The 17,328-nt window shown below is 60.6% G+C and carries 12 protein-coding genes and 2 pseudogenes; 10 read left to right on the forward strand and 4 right to left on the reverse strand.

Annotated features, from left to right (window positions below):
- Positions 1–120 precede the first annotated feature (120 nt).
- The 3 genes and pseudogenes from gatB to gatC all read right to left on the reverse strand — a co-directional run bounded on the left by gatB (position 121) and on the right by gatC (position 3,331).
- The gene (gene gatB, locus IQK56_RS01335) at positions 121–1,566 is read right to left on the reverse strand and encodes an Asp-tRNA(Asn)/Glu-tRNA(Gln) amidotransferase subunit GatB (protein ID WP_122309648.1); all 1,446 of its coding nucleotides are present in this window, start codon (positions 1,564–1,566) and stop codon (positions 121–123) included.
- A gap of 10 nt (positions 1,567–1,576) precedes the next feature.
- Positions 1,577–3,027, reverse strand: a pseudogene (gene gatA, locus IQK56_RS01340) (Asp-tRNA(Asn)/Glu-tRNA(Gln) amidotransferase subunit GatA).
- 16 nt (positions 3,028–3,043) lie between these two features.
- Positions 3,044–3,331, reverse strand: coding sequence for an Asp-tRNA(Asn)/Glu-tRNA(Gln) amidotransferase subunit GatC (gatC, locus tag IQK56_RS01345; protein WP_003188556.1), 288 nt, complete (start codon positions 3,329–3,331; stop codon positions 3,044–3,046).
- A 210-nt stretch (positions 3,332–3,541) separates the two neighbouring features.
- On the opposite strand from gatC, the gene mreB reads away from it, so the two are divergent.
- The 8 genes from mreB (at position 3,542) to tldD (ending at position 14,753) form a co-directional block, all read left to right on the forward strand.
- Entirely contained in the window at positions 3,542–4,579 is a 1,038-nt protein-coding gene (gene mreB, locus IQK56_RS01350; protein ID WP_002555108.1) for a rod shape-determining protein MreB, read from the forward strand.
- A gap of 138 nt (positions 4,580–4,717) precedes the next feature.
- On the forward strand, positions 4,718–5,827 hold the full coding sequence (gene mreC, locus IQK56_RS01355; protein ID WP_150760790.1) for a rod shape-determining protein MreC: 1,110 nt from the start codon (positions 4,718–4,720) through the stop codon (positions 5,825–5,827).
- Complete coding sequence (gene mreD, locus IQK56_RS01360; protein ID WP_099587107.1) at positions 5,827–6,315, forward strand: rod shape-determining protein MreD; 489 nt, start codon at positions 5,827–5,829, stop codon at positions 6,313–6,315. Before mreC ends, mreD begins: the two co-directional genes overlap by 1 nt.
- Positions 6,316–6,366: 51 nt before the next feature.
- The gene (locus IQK56_RS01365) at positions 6,367–6,963 is read left to right on the forward strand and encodes a Maf family protein (RefSeq protein ID WP_193863137.1); all 597 of its coding nucleotides are present in this window, start codon (positions 6,367–6,369) and stop codon (positions 6,961–6,963) included.
- Positions 6,964–7,033: 70 nt separating this feature from the next.
- Positions 7,034–8,491, forward strand: coding sequence for a ribonuclease G (gene rng / locus IQK56_RS01370; protein ID WP_099587109.1), 1,458 nt, complete (start codon positions 7,034–7,036; stop codon positions 8,489–8,491).
- A 76-nt stretch (positions 8,492–8,567) separates the two neighbouring features.
- Positions 8,568–12,383 carry a YhdP family protein gene (locus tag IQK56_RS01375; protein ID WP_193863139.1) on the forward strand — a complete coding sequence of 1,272 codons (3,816 nt, stop codon included), beginning with the start codon at positions 8,568–8,570 and terminating at the stop codon, positions 12,381–12,383.
- 62 nt (positions 12,384–12,445) lie between these two features.
- Positions 12,446–13,294 carry a carbon-nitrogen hydrolase family protein gene (locus IQK56_RS01380; protein ID WP_150675063.1) on the forward strand — a complete coding sequence of 283 codons (849 nt, stop codon included), beginning with the start codon at positions 12,446–12,448 and terminating at the stop codon, positions 13,292–13,294.
- Between the two features lie 16 nt (positions 13,295–13,310).
- A complete protein-coding gene (gene tldD, locus IQK56_RS01385; protein ID WP_122309666.1) occupies positions 13,311–14,753 on the forward strand; it encodes a metalloprotease TldD in 1,443 nt (480 codons plus the stop codon).
- A gap of 45 nt (positions 14,754–14,798) precedes the next feature.
- Here tldD and yjgA read toward each other — a convergent pair whose 3' ends face one another.
- Positions 14,799–15,320, reverse strand: a complete 522-nt coding sequence (yjgA, locus tag IQK56_RS01390) for a ribosome biogenesis factor YjgA (RefSeq protein ID WP_017138246.1) — start codon at positions 15,318–15,320, stop codon at positions 14,799–14,801.
- A gap of 108 nt (positions 15,321–15,428) precedes the next feature.
- Here yjgA and pmbA point away from each other — a divergent pair.
- Together pmbA and IQK56_RS01400 are read left to right on the forward strand one after the other, a co-directional pair.
- Positions 15,429–16,774: pseudogene (gene pmbA, locus IQK56_RS01395) on the forward strand (metalloprotease PmbA).
- A 142-nt stretch (positions 16,775–16,916) separates the two neighbouring features.
- Positions 16,917–17,312 (forward strand): FagA protein, encoded by a 396-nt coding sequence (locus tag IQK56_RS01400; RefSeq protein WP_122309672.1) that lies wholly within the window; start codon positions 16,917–16,919, stop codon positions 17,310–17,312.
- The last annotated feature ends 16 nt before the right edge of the window (positions 17,313–17,328 follow it).

Below are 17,328 nucleotides of genomic sequence, written 5' to 3' on the forward strand. Positions count from 1 at the left end.
CCCCCGATAGCGGTGATTCAGCCAAAATATTAGTGACTGACACTATGCTATCGGGGGCAAGCCCCCTCCCACAGGAGGTCCAAGCAGAGTATGAAATCTCACTTGGCCCCTTCACCGCAATCAGCCTTCGAGCTTGCTTTTCAGCAGTTCGTTCACCTGTTGCGGGTTGGCCTTGCCTTTGGAGGCTTTCATGGCCTGGCCGACAAAGAAGCCGAACATTTTGCCGCGCTTGGCTTCGTCTGCCGCACGGTATTGTTCGACCTGCTCGGCGTTGGCCGCCAGCATCTCATCCAGTACCGCCGAGATGGCGCCGCTGTCGGTGACTTGCTTGAGACCGCGTTTCTCGATGATCTCATCAGCATTGCCTTCGCCCGCAGCCATCGCTTCGAACACCGTCTTGGCAATCTTGCCGGAGATGGTGTTGTCCTTGATGCGCAGCAGCATGCCGCCCAGCTGCTCGGCGGTCACTGGGGCTTCGTCGATTTCCAGGCCCTGCTTGTTCAGCAGGCTGCCCAGTTCAACCATGACCCAGTTGGCCGCCAGCTTGGCGTCGCCGGCAATGCTCACGACTTTTTCGAAGTAGTCGGCTTGTTCACGGCTGGAAGCCAGGACGCTGGCATCGTAGACCGACAGGCCGAACTGCGCCTGGAAGCGCTCGCGTTTTTGCGGCGGCAATTCCGGCAGGGTGGCGCGGATGTCATCCAGGAACGAGTCCTCGATAACCACCGGCAACAGGTCCGGGTCGGGGAAGTAACGGTAGTCGTTGGCTTCCTCCTTGCTGCGCATGGCGCGGGTTTCGTCTTTGTTCGGGTCATAGAGGCGGGTCTGCTGGATCACCTTGCCGCCGTCTTCGATCAGTTCGATCTGGCGACGCACTTCGGTGTTGATCGCCTTTTCGATGAAACGGAACGAGTTGACGTTCTTGATCTCGCAGCGGGTGCCGTATTCGGCCTGGCCTTTTGGCCGCACCGACACGTTGCAGTCGCAACGCAGCGAGCCTTCGGCCATGTTGCCGTCGCAGATGCCCAGGTAGCGCACCAGCGCGTGGATGGTCTTGACGTAGGCCACGGCTTCCTTGGCGCTGCGCATATCCGGCTCGGACACGATCTCCAGCAGCGGCGTGCCGGCACGGTTCAGGTCGATGCCGGTGGCGCCGTTGAACTCTTCATGCAGGCTTTTGCCGGCGTCTTCTTCCAAGTGGGCGCGGGTCACGCCGACACGTTTGATGGTGCCGTCTTCCAGCGGGATGTCCAGGTAGCCCTTGCCGACGATCGGCAACTCCATCTGGCTGATCTGGTAGCCCTTGGGCAGGTCCGGGTAGAAGTAGTTCTTGCGCGCAAACACGTTGTGCTGGCCGATCTCGGCGTCAATCGCCAGGCCGAACATCACCGCCATGCGCACCGCTTCCTGGTTCAGCACCGGCAATACGCCGGGCATGCCCAGGTCGACCAGGCTGGCCTGGGTGTTGGGCTCGGAGCCGAACGTGGTGGCGCTACCGGAGAAAATCTTCGATTGGGTGGCGAGCTGGGTATGAATCTCCAGCCCGATCACAACTTCCCATTGCATAGTGTTCTCCTCAGAAGCCGGTAGGGGTGCGAGTGTGCCAGTCGGTGTTCAACTGGTACTGGTGCGCCACATTGAGCAGGCGGCCTTCGTGGAAATACGGCGCGAGCAATTGCACGCCCACCGGCAGGCCATCGACGAAACCGGCCGGCATGGACAGGCCCGGCAAGCCCGCGAGGTTGGCGGTGATGGTGTAGAGGTCTTCCAGGTACTCGGCAATCGGGTCGCCGGTCTTGGCGCCGATCTTCCAGGCCGGGTTCGGCGTGGTTGGGCCGAGGATCACGTCGACTTCTTCAAAGGCTGACATGAAGTCGTTCTTGATCAGGCGACGGATCTTTGCGCCTTGAGGTAGTACGCGTCGTAGTAACCCGCCGACAAGGCGTAGGCACCGACCATGATCCGGCGTTGTACTTCGGCACCGAAGCCTTCGCCACGGGAGCGTTTGTACAGGTCAGTCAGGTCTTTCGGGTTTTCGCAGCGGTAGCCGAAACGCACGCCGTCGAAACGCGACAGGTTGGAGGAGGCTTCTGCCGGTGCGATCACGTAGTAGGCAGGAATCGCGTGCTGGTTGTTCGGCAGGCTGATTTCCTTGATTACGGCGCCCAGGCCTTCAAGCGTCTTGATGCTGTTGTGCACCAATTCGGCGATGCGCGGGTCGAGGCCGGCGCTGAAGTATTCCTTCGGCACGCCGATGCGCAGGCCTTTGAGCGAGGTATTCAGGCTGGCGCTGTAGTCCGGCACGGGCTCATCGATGCTGGTTGAGTCCTGTGGATCAAAGCCAGCCATGCCTTGTAACAATATTGCGCAGTCTTCAGCGGTGCGGGCCAGGGGGCCGCCCTGATCGAGGCTGGACGCATAGGCGATCATGCCCCAGCGGGAAACGCGACCGTAGGTCGGCTTCAACCCGGTGAGGTTGGTGAAGGCAGCCGGTTGGCGAATGGAACCGCCGGTATCGGTGGCCGTGGCGGCCGGCAGGAAGCGCGCGGCGACGGCGGCGGCCGAACCACCGGACGAACCGCCCGGCACGTGTTCCAGGTTCCACGGGTTTTTTACCGCGCCGTAGTAGCTCGACTCGTTGGCCGAACCCATGGCGAATTCGTCCATGTTGGTCTTGCCCAGGGTCACGGCCCCGGCGGCAGCCAGCTTGGACACCACGGTGGCGTCATAGGGCGCTTTGAAGTTGTCGAGCATCTTCGAGCCGCAGCTGGTGCGTATGCCCTGGGTGCAGAACAGGTCTTTATGGGCGATTGGAGCGCCCAGCAGTGCGCCGTCTTCACCGTTGGCGCGACGTACGTCGGCGGCCTTGGCCTGGCTCAGGGCCAGCTCTTCGGTGAGGCTGATGAAGCTGTTGACCTTGGGATCCAGCGCAGCGATACGCGCCAGCAGGGTCTTGGTCAGCTCTTCGGAAGAAAATGTTTTGTCGGCGAGACCGCGGGCGATCTCGGCCAGAGTCATGTGATGCATGAAAGGCTCTTTCCCTTTAGTCGATGACTTTCGGAACCAGGTACAGGCCGTTTTCGACCGCTGGTGCGATGGACTGGTAGGCCTCGCGATTATTGCGCTCGGTCACGACGTCTGCGCGCAGGCGCTGGCTGGCTTCCAGCGGGTGAGCCAGGGGCTCGATGCCGTCGGTGTTCACGGCCTGCATTTGGTCAACCAGCCCGAGAATGCTGTTCAGGGCTGCGGTGGTCTGTGGAAGATCGGCGTCATTGAGGCCAAGCGAGGCCAGATGCGCGATTTTTTCCACGTCGGAGCGTTCAAGCGCCATGGGAATCTCCAGTGGAAAACAGAACGGAGGCTGTCCGTGTGTTAGATTGTCGGAACACTACCGCATTTCTACGGTCATATGGCCGCGATTGTGGGGGTTGGTGCACAGAAAGTCGGCCAATTTAGCACATTGGCGCCTTGCCCAAAATCCCTGTCGTTGTTAGAGTTTGCCGCACTTTTTTACCCACGCGTTGCCTAGGGTCCTTTCCCCATGTTCAAGAAACTGCGTGGCATGTTTTCCAGCGATCTTTCCATTGACCTGGGCACTGCCAACACCCTTATTTACGTGCGCGAGCGCGGTATCGTTCTGAATGAGCCATCGGTTGTGGCTATTCGGACCCATGGTAATCAGAAAAGTGTCGTTGCCGTCGGCACCGAGGCCAAGCGCATGCTCGGCCGTACACCAGGCAATATTGCCGCCATTCGTCCGATGAAGGACGGCGTGATCGCCGACTTCAGTGTCTGCGAGAAGATGCTGCAGTACTTCATCAACAAGGTTCACGAAAACAGTTTCCTGCAGCCCAGCCCTCGTGTGCTGATCTGCGTTCCATGCAAATCCACCCAGGTTGAGCGTCGTGCCATCCGTGAATCGGCCCTTGGCGCCGGTGCCCGTGAAGTGTTCCTGATCGAAGAGCCAATGGCTGCTGCGATCGGTGCCGGCCTGCCGGTTGAAGAAGCCCGCGGCTCGATGGTGGTGGATATCGGTGGTGGTACTACCGAGATCGCCCTGATTTCCCTGAACGGTGTGGTGTATGCCGAATCCGTACGCGTAGGCGGCGACCGTTTCGACGAAGCGATCATCACGTATGTGCGTCGTAACTACGGCAGCCTGATCGGCGAATCCACCGCCGAACGCATCAAGCAGGAAATCGGTACCGCTTACCCAGGCGGCGAAGTGCGCGAAGTCGATGTTCGCGGTCGCAACCTGGCCGAAGGCGTTCCACGTGCCTTCACCCTGAACTCCAATGAAGTGCTGGAAGCTCTGCAAGAGTCCCTGGCCACCATCGTTCAGGCTGTGAAGAGCGCCCTGGAGCAATCGCCGCCGGAACTGGCTTCCGATATCGCCGAGCGTGGCCTGGTACTGACCGGTGGTGGCGCCTTGCTGCGCGACCTCGACAAGTTGCTGGCCCAGGAAACCGGCCTGCCGGTGATCGTCGCCGAAGATCCGCTGACCTGCGTTGCGCGTGGCGGTGGTCGTGCACTGGAAATGATGGATAAACACACCATGGACCTGCTCTCCAGCGAATAAGATCGTTGGTTACTCCATGTTTCGCCCGCAGGCAGCACTTTGCAGTGCTGCCTGTTGGCGTTTATCTTCTTCAATCTGCATCCAGGCCGGTTAGATGCCGTATGAATAAAGAGAACATTTGCCTGGGAGGAGCGGCTTATTAAACCGCTTTTCGCCAAAGGCCCCTCATTGGGCGTGCGCTTATTGGTGCTGGTCGTGCTTTCGGTCGCGCTGATGGTGGTCGATGCCCGCTTCTCACTGCTCAAGCCGGTGCGTAGCCAGATGTCGCTGGTGTTGATGCAGACATACTGGGTCACCGACCTGCCGCAACGTCTCTACCAGGGCGTGGCCAGCCAATTTGGCAGCCGCACCGAGCTCGTCGCCGAAAACGAAAAACTCAAGACCGAAAACCTGTTGTTGCAGGGGCGCATGCAAAAGCTTGCGGCCCTCACCGAGCAGAACGTTCGGCTGCGCGAGTTGCTCAATTCTTCGGCACTGGTCAACGAAAAGGTCGAAGTGGCCGAGTTGATCGGCATGGACCCGAATCCCTTTACCCACCGCATCATCATCAACAAGGGTGAGCGCGACGGTGTGGTCCTCGGTCAGCCCGTACTGGATGCCCGTGGCCTGATGGGACAGGTAGTCGAACTGATGCCCTACACCTCCCGGGTGCTGCTGCTGACGGACACGACCCACAGCATTCCGGTGCAGGTCAACCGTAACGGCTTGCGTGCGATTGCCAGCGGCACCGGCAACCCTGAGCGCCTGGAATTGCGTCACGTCGCCGACACGGCTGACATCAAGGAAGGTGACCTGCTGGTCAGCTCCGGCCTGGGGCAGCGGTTCCCGGCAGGTTACCCGGTGGCGACGGTCAAGGAAGTGATCCACGATTCCGGCCAGCCTTTCGCCATTGTGCGCGCCGTGCCCACTGCCGCCCTGAACCGCAGCCGCTATCTGCTGCTGGTGTTCAGCGACAACCGCACGCCGGAAGAACGCGCCAACGACGCCGCCCAGGCTCAGGAAGCGGAAGACAAGAAGAACGGCACTGCGCCGGTGATTCCTGCGACCGTACCCAAGCCCGCCGCGGCGACTCCCGTTGTGCCGACATCAACTCCGGCAGTTGCTGCGCCCGCGGTAACGCCGGTCAAACCTGCGGCCCATGGTGCGACGCCGGTGAAACCGGCAGCGGCGAAACCACCCGCCACCACGACGCCTGCTGTGAAGCCTCCGGCTGCAGCCCCGGCCACCACGCGGCAGAGGGACGAATAATGGCAGGTACTCATTCGAGCAATGGCTGGATCGTCTGGCTGACATTCGCTGTCGGACTGCTGCTCAGCGTTTCGCCGCTGCCCCAATTCATGGAAATCCTGCGACCGCTCTGGCTGGCCTTGCTGCTGGCCTTCTGGTCGCTGAACCTGCCGCATAAAGTGGGTATGGTCACGGCCATGTTCCTGGGGTTGGCGGAGGATGTGCTGTATGGCACCTTGCTGGGCCAGAACGCGCTGATCCTGACCTTGATCACCTTCCTGGTGCTGTCGTTGCAGCAGCGTTTGCGCATGTTCCCGATGTGGCAGCAGTGCCTGGTGATCCTGGTGATCTTCGGCCTCGCGCAGTTGGTGCAACTATGGCTCAGCGCCTTGACCGGCAACCGTCAGCCAACCCTGGCGCTGGTCTTGCCAGCCCTGGTCAGTGCACTGTTGTGGCCTTGGATCAGCTTCGGTCTGCGTGGGTTGAGTCGGCGCTATAAAATCAATTGAATGGATTGCGAGGCTCTGCCTGGTTATCGAACCCCACAGGGAGAGACTGCAATGAATTCGCTTTATCTGGCCTCGGGCTCCCCAAGACGGCGTGAACTGCTGACCCAGATCGGTGTGCCCTTCACCGTGGTCAGCGCCGCTATCGATGAAACTCCTCTTACCAATGAATCGGCTGTTGCCTACGTCGAGCGTCTTGCGCGCGGCAAGGCGGCGGCGGGATTTTCTGCGCTTGAGCATCCGTCGGGCGCTTGTGTGTTGGGCGCTGACACGGCAGTGATCGTGGACGGTCAGATCCTCGGCAAGCCGGCGGATCAGGCTGATGCCCTGGCGATGTTGATGGCCCTGGCGGAACGTGAGCATGAAGTGCTCACCGCTATTGCCCTTACCGACGGTCAGCGCTGTGAAACCCAATGTGTAAGCAGTCGTGTACGTTTTCGCGCTATTTCTGTCGAAGAAGCGACAACCTACTGGCATAGCGGCGAACCCCAGGACAAGGCGGGCGGCTATGCTATTCAAGGGCTTGGCTCGGTGTTTGTCGCCGGTCTCAATGGCAGCTATTCCGCCGTTGTAGGGCTGCCGGTGTGCGAAACCGCGCAACTGCTTGCCCGATTCGGCATACCCTGTTGGCAAAACCTTACCGTGCGCTAAACGCCTTACACCAGCGCCCAGCCTTAAGCGACCGGTCACTATTGTGAAAACGCCTGAACGAGACCCAGCCATGAGTGAAGAGATTCTGATCAATATCACGCCGATGGAATCGCGCGTGGCGGTGGTAGAGAACGGTGTTCTGCAAGAAGTGCACGTCGAGCGCACCCAAAAGCGCGGGATCGTGGGCAATATCTATAAAGGCAAAGTAGTGCGTGTATTGCCGGGGATGCAGGCGGCATTCGTCGACATCGGCCTGGACCGCGCTGCGTTTATCCATGCTTCGGAAATTTCCCTGCGCGAAGGGCCGACGGTGGAAAGCATCAGCGCCCTGGTGCATGAAGGGCAGAGCCTGGTGGTGCAAGTCACCAAGGACCCCATCGGTTCCAAAGGCGCACGCCTGACCACGCAGTTGTCGATTCCGTCGCGTTACCTGGTGTACATGCCGCGTACCGCCCACGTCGGCATTTCCCTGAAAATCGAAGATGAAGCGGAGCGCGAGCGCCTGAAAAAGGTGGTCAGCGACTGCGTGGCCGCCGAAGGCATCAAGGAGGCCGGCGGTTTTATCCTGCGTACTGCCGCGGAAGGCGCCGGTGCTGATGAAATCCTGATGGACATCCGCTACCTGCGGCGCCTGTGGGACCAGATCGGCGCACAGATCAAGACCATCGGCGCACCCAGTGTCATCTATGAGGACTTGGGCCTGGCCCTGCGCACGTTGCGCGATCTGGTCAGCCCCAAGATTGAGAAAATCCGCATCGATTCGCGGGAAACCTTCCAGCGCACCACACAATTTGTGGCTGAGCTGATGCCGGAAATTGCCGACCGCCTGGAACACTACCCCGGCGAGCGGCCGATCTTCGACCTGTATGGCGTCGAAGACGAAATCCAGAAAGCCCTGGAACGCAAGGTGCCGCTCAAGTCCGGCGGCTATCTGGTGGTAGACCCGGCAGAAGCCATGACCACCATCGACGTCAACACGGGCGCTTTCGTCGGCCATCGCAACCTCGAAGAGACCATCTTCAAGACCAACCTCGAAGCGGCCACCGCGATTGCGCGCCAACTGCGCCTGCGCAACCTGGGCGGCATCATCATCATCGACTTCATCGACATGGAAGACGAAGATCACCAGCGTCAGGTGCTGCGCACCCTGGAAAAACAACTGGAGCGCGATCACGCCAAGACCAACATCATCGGTATTACCGAGCTGGGCCTGGTGCAGATGACCCGCAAGCGCACACGCGAAAGCCTGGAGCAGGTGCTGTGCGAGCCGTGCAGCAGTTGCCAGGGGCGCGGTAAGTTGAAGACCCCGGAAACGGTTTGCTACGAGATTTTCCGGGAAATCTTACGAGAGGCACGGGCCTATCAGGCTGAAGGTTATAGAGTCCTCGCCAACCAGAAAGTGGTCGATCGCCTGCTGGACGAAGAGTCCGGTAACGTTGCCGAGCTGGAGGGGTTTATCGGTCGCACGATCCGTTTCCAGGTTGAAACCATGTATTCCCAGGAACAATACGACGTGGTGCTGCTCTGATCCCCATTCGCTTTCTTTCTTCGAGACCGGCAGACCTTGATCTGCCGTCCGCCTACTGCCTTGAGGGTCGCCTGACATGGAGCGTCTGATACGCTTTTTTGCCGCTTTGACCCGTTGGGGCCTGGGCCTCTGTGCGTTGCTGCTGGTATTGGCTGCGGTGTATGTGAGCCTGGGTCGTGAATTGACCCCGCTGGTGGCTGAATACCGCGCCGAAGTCGAAGCCAAGGCCCAGGCGGCGGTGGGCATGCCACTGCACATCGGCAGTCTTGAGGGGCGCTGGAGCGGTTTCGCACCGGTGTTGCTGGCCCATGATGTGATGGTCGGCGAGGGCAGCAGTGCCTTGCGCCTGGATCAGGTCGAAGTGGTACCGGCTATCTGGGACAGCCTGATGGCGCGTGAGGTGCGTCTTTCGCACCTGCAGGTCAGTGGCCTGCAACTGAGCGCCAAGGAAGACAAGGACGGCCATTGGGCGCTTCAGGGCCTGCCGGTACAGGACGATCAGCCGCTGGATCCGCAGCAGTTGCTCAAGCGCATGCAGATGGTCAAGCGCGTGTCCTTGCTCGACAGCCAGGTCACCTTGCAACCGTTCGATCAGGCACCGGTCACATTGACCTACGTGGGCCTGAGCCTGCACACCGGCACCACCCGCCAACGCCTGGACGCCCGCCTGACGCTGCCGGACGGCCAGCCCCTGGCGCTCAGCCTGCGCAGCCGCATTCGCGCCAGCCAATGGAAGGACGCCGAGATTCAGGCCTACCTCAGCCTGCCGCAGAGCGACTGGGCCAAGTGGATCCCGGCCAAGCTGACCCAGCAGTGGACACTTTCGCAGTTCAAGGCCGGCGGTGAGTTCTGGCTGAACTGGAGCAAAGGCACTGTGCAAAGCGCGGTGGTGCGCCTCAACTCGCCACAGGTGAAGGGCCGCTACGCCGAGCGCAAGCCGGTGCACATCGAAAATTTTGCCCTCACGGCCTACCTGCAACGCAGTGATACCGGCCTGAAGATACTGTTTGATTCCCTGGCGATGAACCTGGGCGAAACCCGTTGGGAATCGCGCCTGCAATTGCAGCAGACCCTGGCCACCGACAAGGCTCAGGAAGTCTGGAAGCTGCAGGCGGACCGCCTCGACCTGACCCCGATTACGCCGTTGCTCAACGCCCTGGCGCCGCTGCCCGAAGGTTTCGCCAAGACCATCGAACATCTGAAGGCCACCGGCCTGCTGCGTAATGTGCTGGTGGATTTCCGCCCTCAGGACTCCACTGATCAAAAAGTCAGTTTTGCCGCCAATCTTGAGCGGGTCGGCTTCGACGCCTACTTCGGCGCGCCGGCGGCACGAAACGTGTCCGGCAGCATCAGCGGCGACCTGGGCGGTGGCGAGTTACGCATGGACAGCAAGGATTTTTCCCTGCACCTCGATCCAATTTTCGCCAAGCCCTGGCAATACCTTCAGGCCAATGCGCGCCTGACCTGGAAGCTGGATAAAGAAGGCTTCACCCTGATCGCCCCTTACATCAAGGTGCTGGGAGAAGAGGGCAAGATCGCTGCGGACTTTCTGATCCGCCTGCATTTCGACCACAGCCAGGAAGACTATATGGACCTGCGGGTCGGCATGGTCGACGGCGATGGGCGTTTCACTTCCAAGTACCTGCCTGCGGTGTTGAGCCCAGCCCTGGATGAATGGCTGCGCACGGCGATTCTCAAGGGCGCGGTGGATCAAGGTTTCTTCCAGTACCAGGGTTCGCTGAACCACGACGCGTTGCCGGCTGCGCGTAACATCAGCCTGTTCTTCAAGGTGCATGACGCCGAATTGGCGTTCCAGCCGGGCTGGCCCCATGTGAGCAAGGTCAAGGGTGAGGTGTTTGTCGAAGAGACCGGCGTGCGCATCCTGGCCAGCAAGGGGCAGTTGCTGGATACCAAGGTCAATGACATCTACGTCAATATTCCCCACGCCCCATCCGGCAAGGAAAGCCATCTGCTGCTGACGGGTGGTTTTGCCGGCGGCTTGGGTGATGGGCTGAAGATTCTCCAGGAAGCGCCGATTGGCACTGCTTCCACCTTCGCGGGCTGGAAAGGCGAAGGTGACCTGCAAGGCAAGTTGGACTTGGACGTTCCGCTGGTCAAAGGCGTCGAGCCCAAGATCGTGGTGGATTTCCAGACCGACAATGCGCGCCTGCAACTGGCTGAGCCGCCTCTGGACCTGACCCAGCTCAAGGGCAGCTTTCGCTTCGACAGTGCCAAGGGCCTGAGTGGCGAGAAAATCACGGCCCAGGCGTTTGACCGGCCGATCACCGCGCAGATCTTTGCCGATGGCAAGCCGGGCAATATCAGCACCCGTGTCGCCGCCAGGGGGCAGGTGACGGTCAAACGCTTGACGGATTGGTTGAAAATCAGCCAGCCGTTGCCGGTGTCCGGCGATATCCCGTACCAGTTGCAACTCAACCTGGACGGTGCCGACAGCCAGCTGATGGTCAGTTCCAACCTCAAGGGCGTTGCAGTGGACCTGCCGGCGCCGTTCGGCATGCCAGCCAGCCAGGGGCGTGACAGCGTATTCCGCATGACCTTGCAGGGCGCCGAGCGCCGCTACTGGTTTGATTACGGCGAGCTGGCCAATTTCACCTTTGCCGCGCCGCCGGACAAATTCAATGATGGCCGTGGCGAGTTGTTCCTCGGCGATGGCGATGCCGTGCTGCCAGCTGCCAAGGGCTTGCGTATTCGTGGGGTGCTCTCGGAACTGGACATCGATCCGTGGAAAAAACTGGTCAACCAGTATGCCGGCAACGACCCGGGCGGCAGTGCAAAGCAACTGCTCAGCGGTGCCGACTTCAAGATAGGCAAGCTCACCGGTCTGGGCACTCAGTTCGATCAGGTCAGTCTGCAGTTGGACCGAAAACGCGCCGCCTGGGGCATGCAGTTCGACAGCCAGCAGGCCAAGGGCAGCGTGAACTTGCCGGATGCCAAGGGCGCGCCGATTGCGGTCAACCTGCAATACGTAAAACTACCCGCGGTGGACCCGACGGTGCAGGCTGATGAAAACGCGCCGGACCCGTTGGCCAGCATCGATCCGAAAGACATTCCGGCGCTGGATATCGCCATTGCGCAATTGTTCCAGGGGCCCGATCTGGTGGGCGCATGGTCGCTGAAAATCCGCCCAACCACTAAAGGCCTGGCTTTCAGCGATCTTGACCTGGGCCTGAAGGGCATGCAGCTCAAGGGCGCCGGCGGATGGGAAGGCGCTCCGGGGACCAGCAGCAGTTGGTACAAAGGCCGTCTGGACGGCAAGAACATCGCCGATGTGCTCAAGGGCTGGGGTTATGCGCCTACGGTCACCAGCGAAGACTTCCATCTGGATGTGGACGGGCGTTGGCCGGGTTCACCGGCCTGGGTCGGGCCAAAGCGCTTCTCCGGCAGCCTGGATGCAGCCTTCCGTAAAGGCCAGTTCGTCGAGGTGGAAGGTGGCGCCCAGGCGCTGCGGGTGTTCGGCCTGCTCAACTTCAACTCCATCGGGCGCCGCCTGCGGTTGGATTTCTCCGATCTGCTGGGCAAGGGCTTGAGTTATGACCGGGTCAAAGGCCTGCTGGCGGCAAGCGACGGTGTGTTTGTCACCCGCGAGCCGATCACGCTGACCGGGCCGTCGAGCAACCTGGAATTGAATGGTACCTTGGACCTTGTGGCCGACCGCGTGAATGCCAAGTTGTTGGTGACATTGCCGGTGACCAACAACCTGCCGATCGCCGCGCTGATCGTCGGCGCTCCCGCCATTGGTGGTGCGCTGTTCCTGATCGACAAGTTGATCGGTGACCGTGTCTCGCGATTTGCCAGCGTGCAGTACAAGGTGGAAGGGCCGTGGAAGGATCCAAAAATCACCTTCGACAAGCCATTTGAAAAACCAAACTGAGGGCCTGCGCAGTAGCATGGAACTCACTTTTTTGGTGCATGCCTATTACGGAGTGTCGGCCCATGTCCTTTGCAGTAATTCAAATGGTCAGCCAGAGCGACGTGCTGGCCAATCTGGCCCAGGCTCGGCGCTTGTTGGAACAAGCCGCCGCGGCCGGGGCTAAGCTGGCGGTGCTGCCGGAGAACTTTGCCGCCATGGGTCGCCGCGACGTGGCGGACATCGGTCGCGCCGAGGCTCTGGGCGAAGGTCCGATCCTGCCATGGTTGAAACAGACCGCCCGCGACCTCACCTTATGGATAGTGGCTGGCACATTGCCGTTGCCGCCCAGGGATCAACCCCACGCCAAATCCAATGCCTGCTCGCTGCTCATTGATGATCGCGGCGAAATCGTCGCCCGTTACGACAAGCTGCACTTATTCGATGTGGATGTGGCGGATGCCCGGGGTCGCTATCGGGAGTCCGACGACTATGCTTTCGGGAGCAATGTGGTGGTGGCGGACACACCGGTCGGCCGTTTGGGCCTGACGGTGTGTTACGACCTGCGTTTTCCCGAGCTGTACAGCGAGTTGCGCGCGGCGGGGGCTGAATTGATTACCGCACCCTCGGCCTTTACCGCAGTGACCGGTGCTGCGCACTGGGATGTGCTGATACGTGCGCGAGCCATTGAAACCCAGTGCTATGTGCTGGCGGCCGCCCAGGGTGGCGTGCATCCGGGGCCAAGGGAAACCCATGGTCATGCTGCGATTGTCGACCCATGGGGGCGAGTGCTGACACAACAGGATCAAGGCGAAGCGGTGTTGCTGGCCGAGCGCGATAGCAGTGAGCAGGCGTCGATACGGGCGCGCATGCCGGTGGTCAACCATCGGCGCTTTTTCTCGCAGGGCGCACAGCGACCTGCCTCAGAACGATGAATTTAAGGCCAAACCTATGAGCGAGTTGTTGTCCTCAGTCAGTGAACACCTCCTGGCACCCGGTGGCGTGACCATCGAAAGCTTGCAAACCGTGCTGGGCGATCTCGCCGGGCCTGGCATTGACGCCGCCGACCTGTATTTCCAGGGGCAGATTTCCGAGTCATGGGCCCTGGAAGACGGCATCGTCAAGGAAGGCAGTTTCAACCTCGACCAAGGTGTCGGCGTGCGGGCGCAATCCGGTGAAAAGACCGGTTTTGCCTACAGCAACGCGATTACCCTGGAGGCTCTTGGCCTGGCCGCCCGTGCGGCGCGTTCGATCTCCCGCGCTGGCCAGAATGGCACGGTGCAGGCGTTCAGCACCCAGGACGTGGCCCAGTTGTATGCGCCGGATAACCCTCTGGAAGTGATCAGCCGGGCGGAAAAAGTCGATCTGCTCAAGCGTATCGACGCAGCCACCCGCGCCCTGGACCCTCGTATCCAGCAGGTCTCCGTGAGCATGGCCGGCGTCTGGGAGCGAATCCTTGTCGCGTCTACTGACGGCGGCCTGGCGGCAGATGTGCGGCCGCTGGTGCGCTTCAATGTCAGCGTGATCGTCGAACAGAACGGTCGCCGCGAGCGCGGCGGCCATGGCGGCGGTGGGCGTACGGACTACCGTTATTTCCTCGCCGAGGACCGTGCGATGGGTTATGCCCGCGAAGCTCTGCGCCAGGCGCTGGTGAACCTGGAAGCCATTCCGGCCCCGGCGGGTACGCTTCCTGTGGTGCTGGGTTCGGGCTGGTCCGGGGTGTTGCTCCACGAAGCTGTGGGCCACGGCCTGGAAGGTGACTTCAACCGCAAGGGTAGTTCTGCCTACAGCGGGCGCATGGGCGAGATGGTTGCGTCCAAGCTCTGCACCATTGTCGATGACGGCACCTTGGCCGGTCGTCGTGGCTCGTTGAGCGTCGATGACGAAGGCACACCTACTGAATGCACCACCTTGATTGAAAACGGTGTGCTCAAGGGCTACATGCAGGACAAGCTCAATGCCCGCCTGATGGGTGTGGCGCGCACCGGTAACGGCCGCCGAGAGTCCTACGCACACCTGCCGATGCCGCGCATGACCAACACCTACATGCTCGGTGGCGAAAGCGACCCGGCGGAAATCATCGCCTCGGTAAAACGCGGCATCTACTGTGCCAACCTCGGTGGCGGCCAGGTGGATATCACCAGCGGCAAGTTCGTGTTCTCCACCAGCGAGGCGTACCTGATCGAAGACGGCAAGATTACCGCGCCGGTCAAAGGGGCGACATTGATTGGTAACGGGCCGGAAGCAATGAGCAAGGTGTCGATGGTCGGCAACGACCTGGCGCTGGACAGCGGCGTGGGTATGTGCGGGAAAGATGGGCAGTCGGTGCCGGTCGGTGTGGGCCAGCCAACGCTGAAAATTGATGCGATCACCGTGGGTGGCACGGGGTCGTAAGGGATGGAGCTTCGGGTGGCGAAGATCGCCACCCGGGGAAGGGCATCAACGCAGTCCGCGTTGAGTCTCGTCCAGCTCACGGATGTATTTGAAGATTTTACGGCTGGTGGCTGGCGCCTTGTTATGCGCCTGCTCGTGCTGGGCTTGACGGATCAGGGAGCGCAGTTGCTGGCGATCCGCATCCGGGTAGTCCAGCACGAATTTCTCCAGCACGGCGTCATCGCCCGAGATCAGGCGGTCACGCCAACGTTCCAGGTTATGGAAACGTTCGTTGTACTGGCGAGTGGAGGCATCGGTTTGATCGAGCAAGGCCAGAATGGCGTCAGTGTCCTGATCGCGCATGAGCTTGCCGATAAACATGATGTGCCGTTTACGCGCGATATTCGCGGTGTGCTTGGGTGCGTCTGCAAGCGCCCGGCGCATTTCGTCGGTCAGTGGCAGTTTTGCAATCAAGTCTTTCTTGAGCGTTGTAAGGCGCTCGCCAAGGTCAACCAGAGCATGCAGCTCACGTTTGACCTGGGTTTTGCTTTTCTCCCCATCGAGGGAGTCGTCGTAAGAATCAACCATGGTGGCAGTCCGCAAAGAAACGCCGCCATGATAACCAGTCGGGGGCCGCTTGTCCGGCCCGGTCGCTCGATGGCCTTAACCGAAAGCAGAATTTGAGTGGAGAAAACCATGAGTGCAGCCCAAAGCGTCGGTCCGCAAGCGTTACCGGCACTTCAGGAACAAGTCGAGCAGATCCTTGCCGAGGCCAAGCGCCAGGGGGCCAGTGCCTGTGAAGTCGCGGTGTCGCTGGAGCAAGGGTTGTCGACGTCGGTGCGTCAGCGGGAAGTGGAAACCGTCGAATTCAACCGCGACCAAGGCTTTGGTATCACCTTGTACTCGGGGCAGCGCAAAGGCTCGGCCAGTACCTCTGCCAGTGGCCCGGAGGCGATCCGCGAGACGGTGGCCGCGGCGTGGCGATTGCCAAGCACACCTCTGAAGATGAGAGCTCGGGGCTCGCCGACAAAGCGCTGATGGCCAAGGACCTGAAGGATTTCGATCTGTTCCATGCCTGGGACATTACGCCCGAGCAGGCCATCGAACTGGCGTTGACCTGTGAAGCCGCCGCGTTCGACGCTGATGCCCGCATCAAGAACGCCGATGGCACCACGTTGAATACTCACCAGGGTTGTCGCGTATACGGCAACAGCCACGGGTTTATCGGCGGATATGCGTCCACTCGCCACAGCCTGAGCTGCGTGATGATCGCCGAGGCCAATGGCCAGATGCAGCGTGATTACTGGTATGACGTGAGCCGTCAGGGTGAGTTGCTGGCCAACCCGGTCAGCATTGGCCAACGTGCTGCACAACGAGCGGCGAGCCGTCTGGGCGCGCGCCCGGTGCCTACCTGCGAAGTGCCGGTACTGTTTTCGGCGGAATTGGCGGGCGGTTTGTTTGGCAGTTTCCTGGGGGCGATCTCCGGCGGCAATCTGTACCGCAAGTCGTCGTTCCTGGAAGGTGCAATCGGCCAGAAGCTGTTTCCCGAGTGGTTGACCATCGATGAGCGCCCGCACTTGATGCGTGCCATGGGCAGTTCGGCCTTCGATGGCGATGGTCTGGCCACGTATGCCAAGCCGTTCGTCGAGAACGGTGAGTTGGTTTCCTACGTATTGGGCACCTACTCAGGCCGCAAGCTCGGCCTGCCAAGCACGGCCAACTCCGGCGGCGTGCATAACCTGTTCGTGACCCATGGCGATGAAGACCAGGCGGCGCTGTTGCGGCGGATGGGGCGTGGCCTGCTGGTGACCGAATTGATGGGCCATGGCCTGAACATGGTCACCGGGGATTATTCCCGTGGCGCGGCGGGGTTCTGGGTGGAAAACGGCGAGATCCAGTTCGCCGTCCAGGAAGTGACCATTGCTGGCAATATGCGCGATATGTTCAAGCAGATTGTTGCGGTGGGTAATGACTTGGAACTGCGCAGTAATATCCGCACAGGCTCGGTATTGATCGAGCGGATGACTGTCGCCGGCAGCTAACCTGCGCGTTACAAAAAAAGCGTGCTATCTCGTCGATAGCGCGCTTTTTTTATGCCTTCACGAAAACGGATTACTCTGCCGGCATTGCGTTGATTCTCAATATCATTTAATAATAAATATCATTACCGAATGAGTGTGGATCATGAGTTCTGTCCTGCATGAGGATCCGTATCTGGAAAGCTGGCGCTGGATGAGTCGTCAGATTCGCTGCGGCCTCGATCCCAATGAACCTCGCCTGATCGAACATTACCTCAATGAGGGTCGATACCTGGCGTGCTGCACCGCGACCCATCCGTGGACGATCGCTGAAACGTCATTCCGTCTGTTGATCGACACCGCCAGTGATATCGCCTTGCCGTGGCATTGGCGCTCCACCTGTCTGGACCAGGCTTGGCGCCCGCTGCGCGACCTGGAAAAACTCTCCCACTGTGCCTGTCGCCTCAAGCGTTGGCAGACCTTTGCCTGGCAATTGGCGACCTGCGAATTGCTGCCTTCCCTTTCTGTTTCTGACCTGGTGCAAGGATCCTCCGATGATTAGGGTCTGCCATCACTTA

It is taken from the genome of Pseudomonas cyclaminis, from assembly GCF_015163715.1.
Lineage (GTDB): Bacteria > Pseudomonadota > Gammaproteobacteria > Pseudomonadales > Pseudomonadaceae > Aquipseudomonas > Aquipseudomonas cyclaminis.

Coding starts and splice junctions, on each gene's coding strand:
- yjgA (WP_017138246.1), bottom strand. CDS start 15,320: ATGGTTGATTCTTACGACGACTCCCTCGATGGGGAGAAAAGCAAAACC.
- rng (WP_099587109.1), top strand. CDS start 7,034: ATGAGTGAAGAGATTCTGATCAATATCACGCCGATGGAATCGCGCGTG.
- mreD (WP_099587107.1), top strand. CDS start 5,827: ATGGCAGGTACTCATTCGAGCAATGGCTGGATCGTCTGGCTGACATTC.
- mreB (WP_002555108.1), top strand. CDS start 3,542: ATGTTCAAGAAACTGCGTGGCATGTTTTCCAGCGATCTTTCCATTGAC.
- IQK56_RS01380 (WP_150675063.1), top strand. CDS start 12,446: ATGTCCTTTGCAGTAATTCAAATGGTCAGCCAGAGCGACGTGCTGGCC.
- gatB (WP_122309648.1), bottom strand. CDS start 1,566: ATGCAATGGGAAGTTGTGATCGGGCTGGAGATTCATACCCAGCTCGCC.
- tldD (WP_122309666.1), top strand. CDS start 13,311: ATGAGCGAGTTGTTGTCCTCAGTCAGTGAACACCTCCTGGCACCCGGT.
- IQK56_RS01400 (WP_122309672.1), top strand. CDS start 16,917: ATGAGTTCTGTCCTGCATGAGGATCCGTATCTGGAAAGCTGGCGCTGG.
- gatC (WP_003188556.1), bottom strand. CDS start 3,331: ATGGCGCTTGAACGCTCCGACGTGGAAAAAATCGCGCATCTGGCCTCG.
- IQK56_RS01365 (WP_193863137.1), top strand. CDS start 6,367: ATGAATTCGCTTTATCTGGCCTCGGGCTCCCCAAGACGGCGTGAACTG.
- IQK56_RS01375 (WP_193863139.1), top strand. CDS start 8,568: ATGGAGCGTCTGATACGCTTTTTTGCCGCTTTGACCCGTTGGGGCCTG.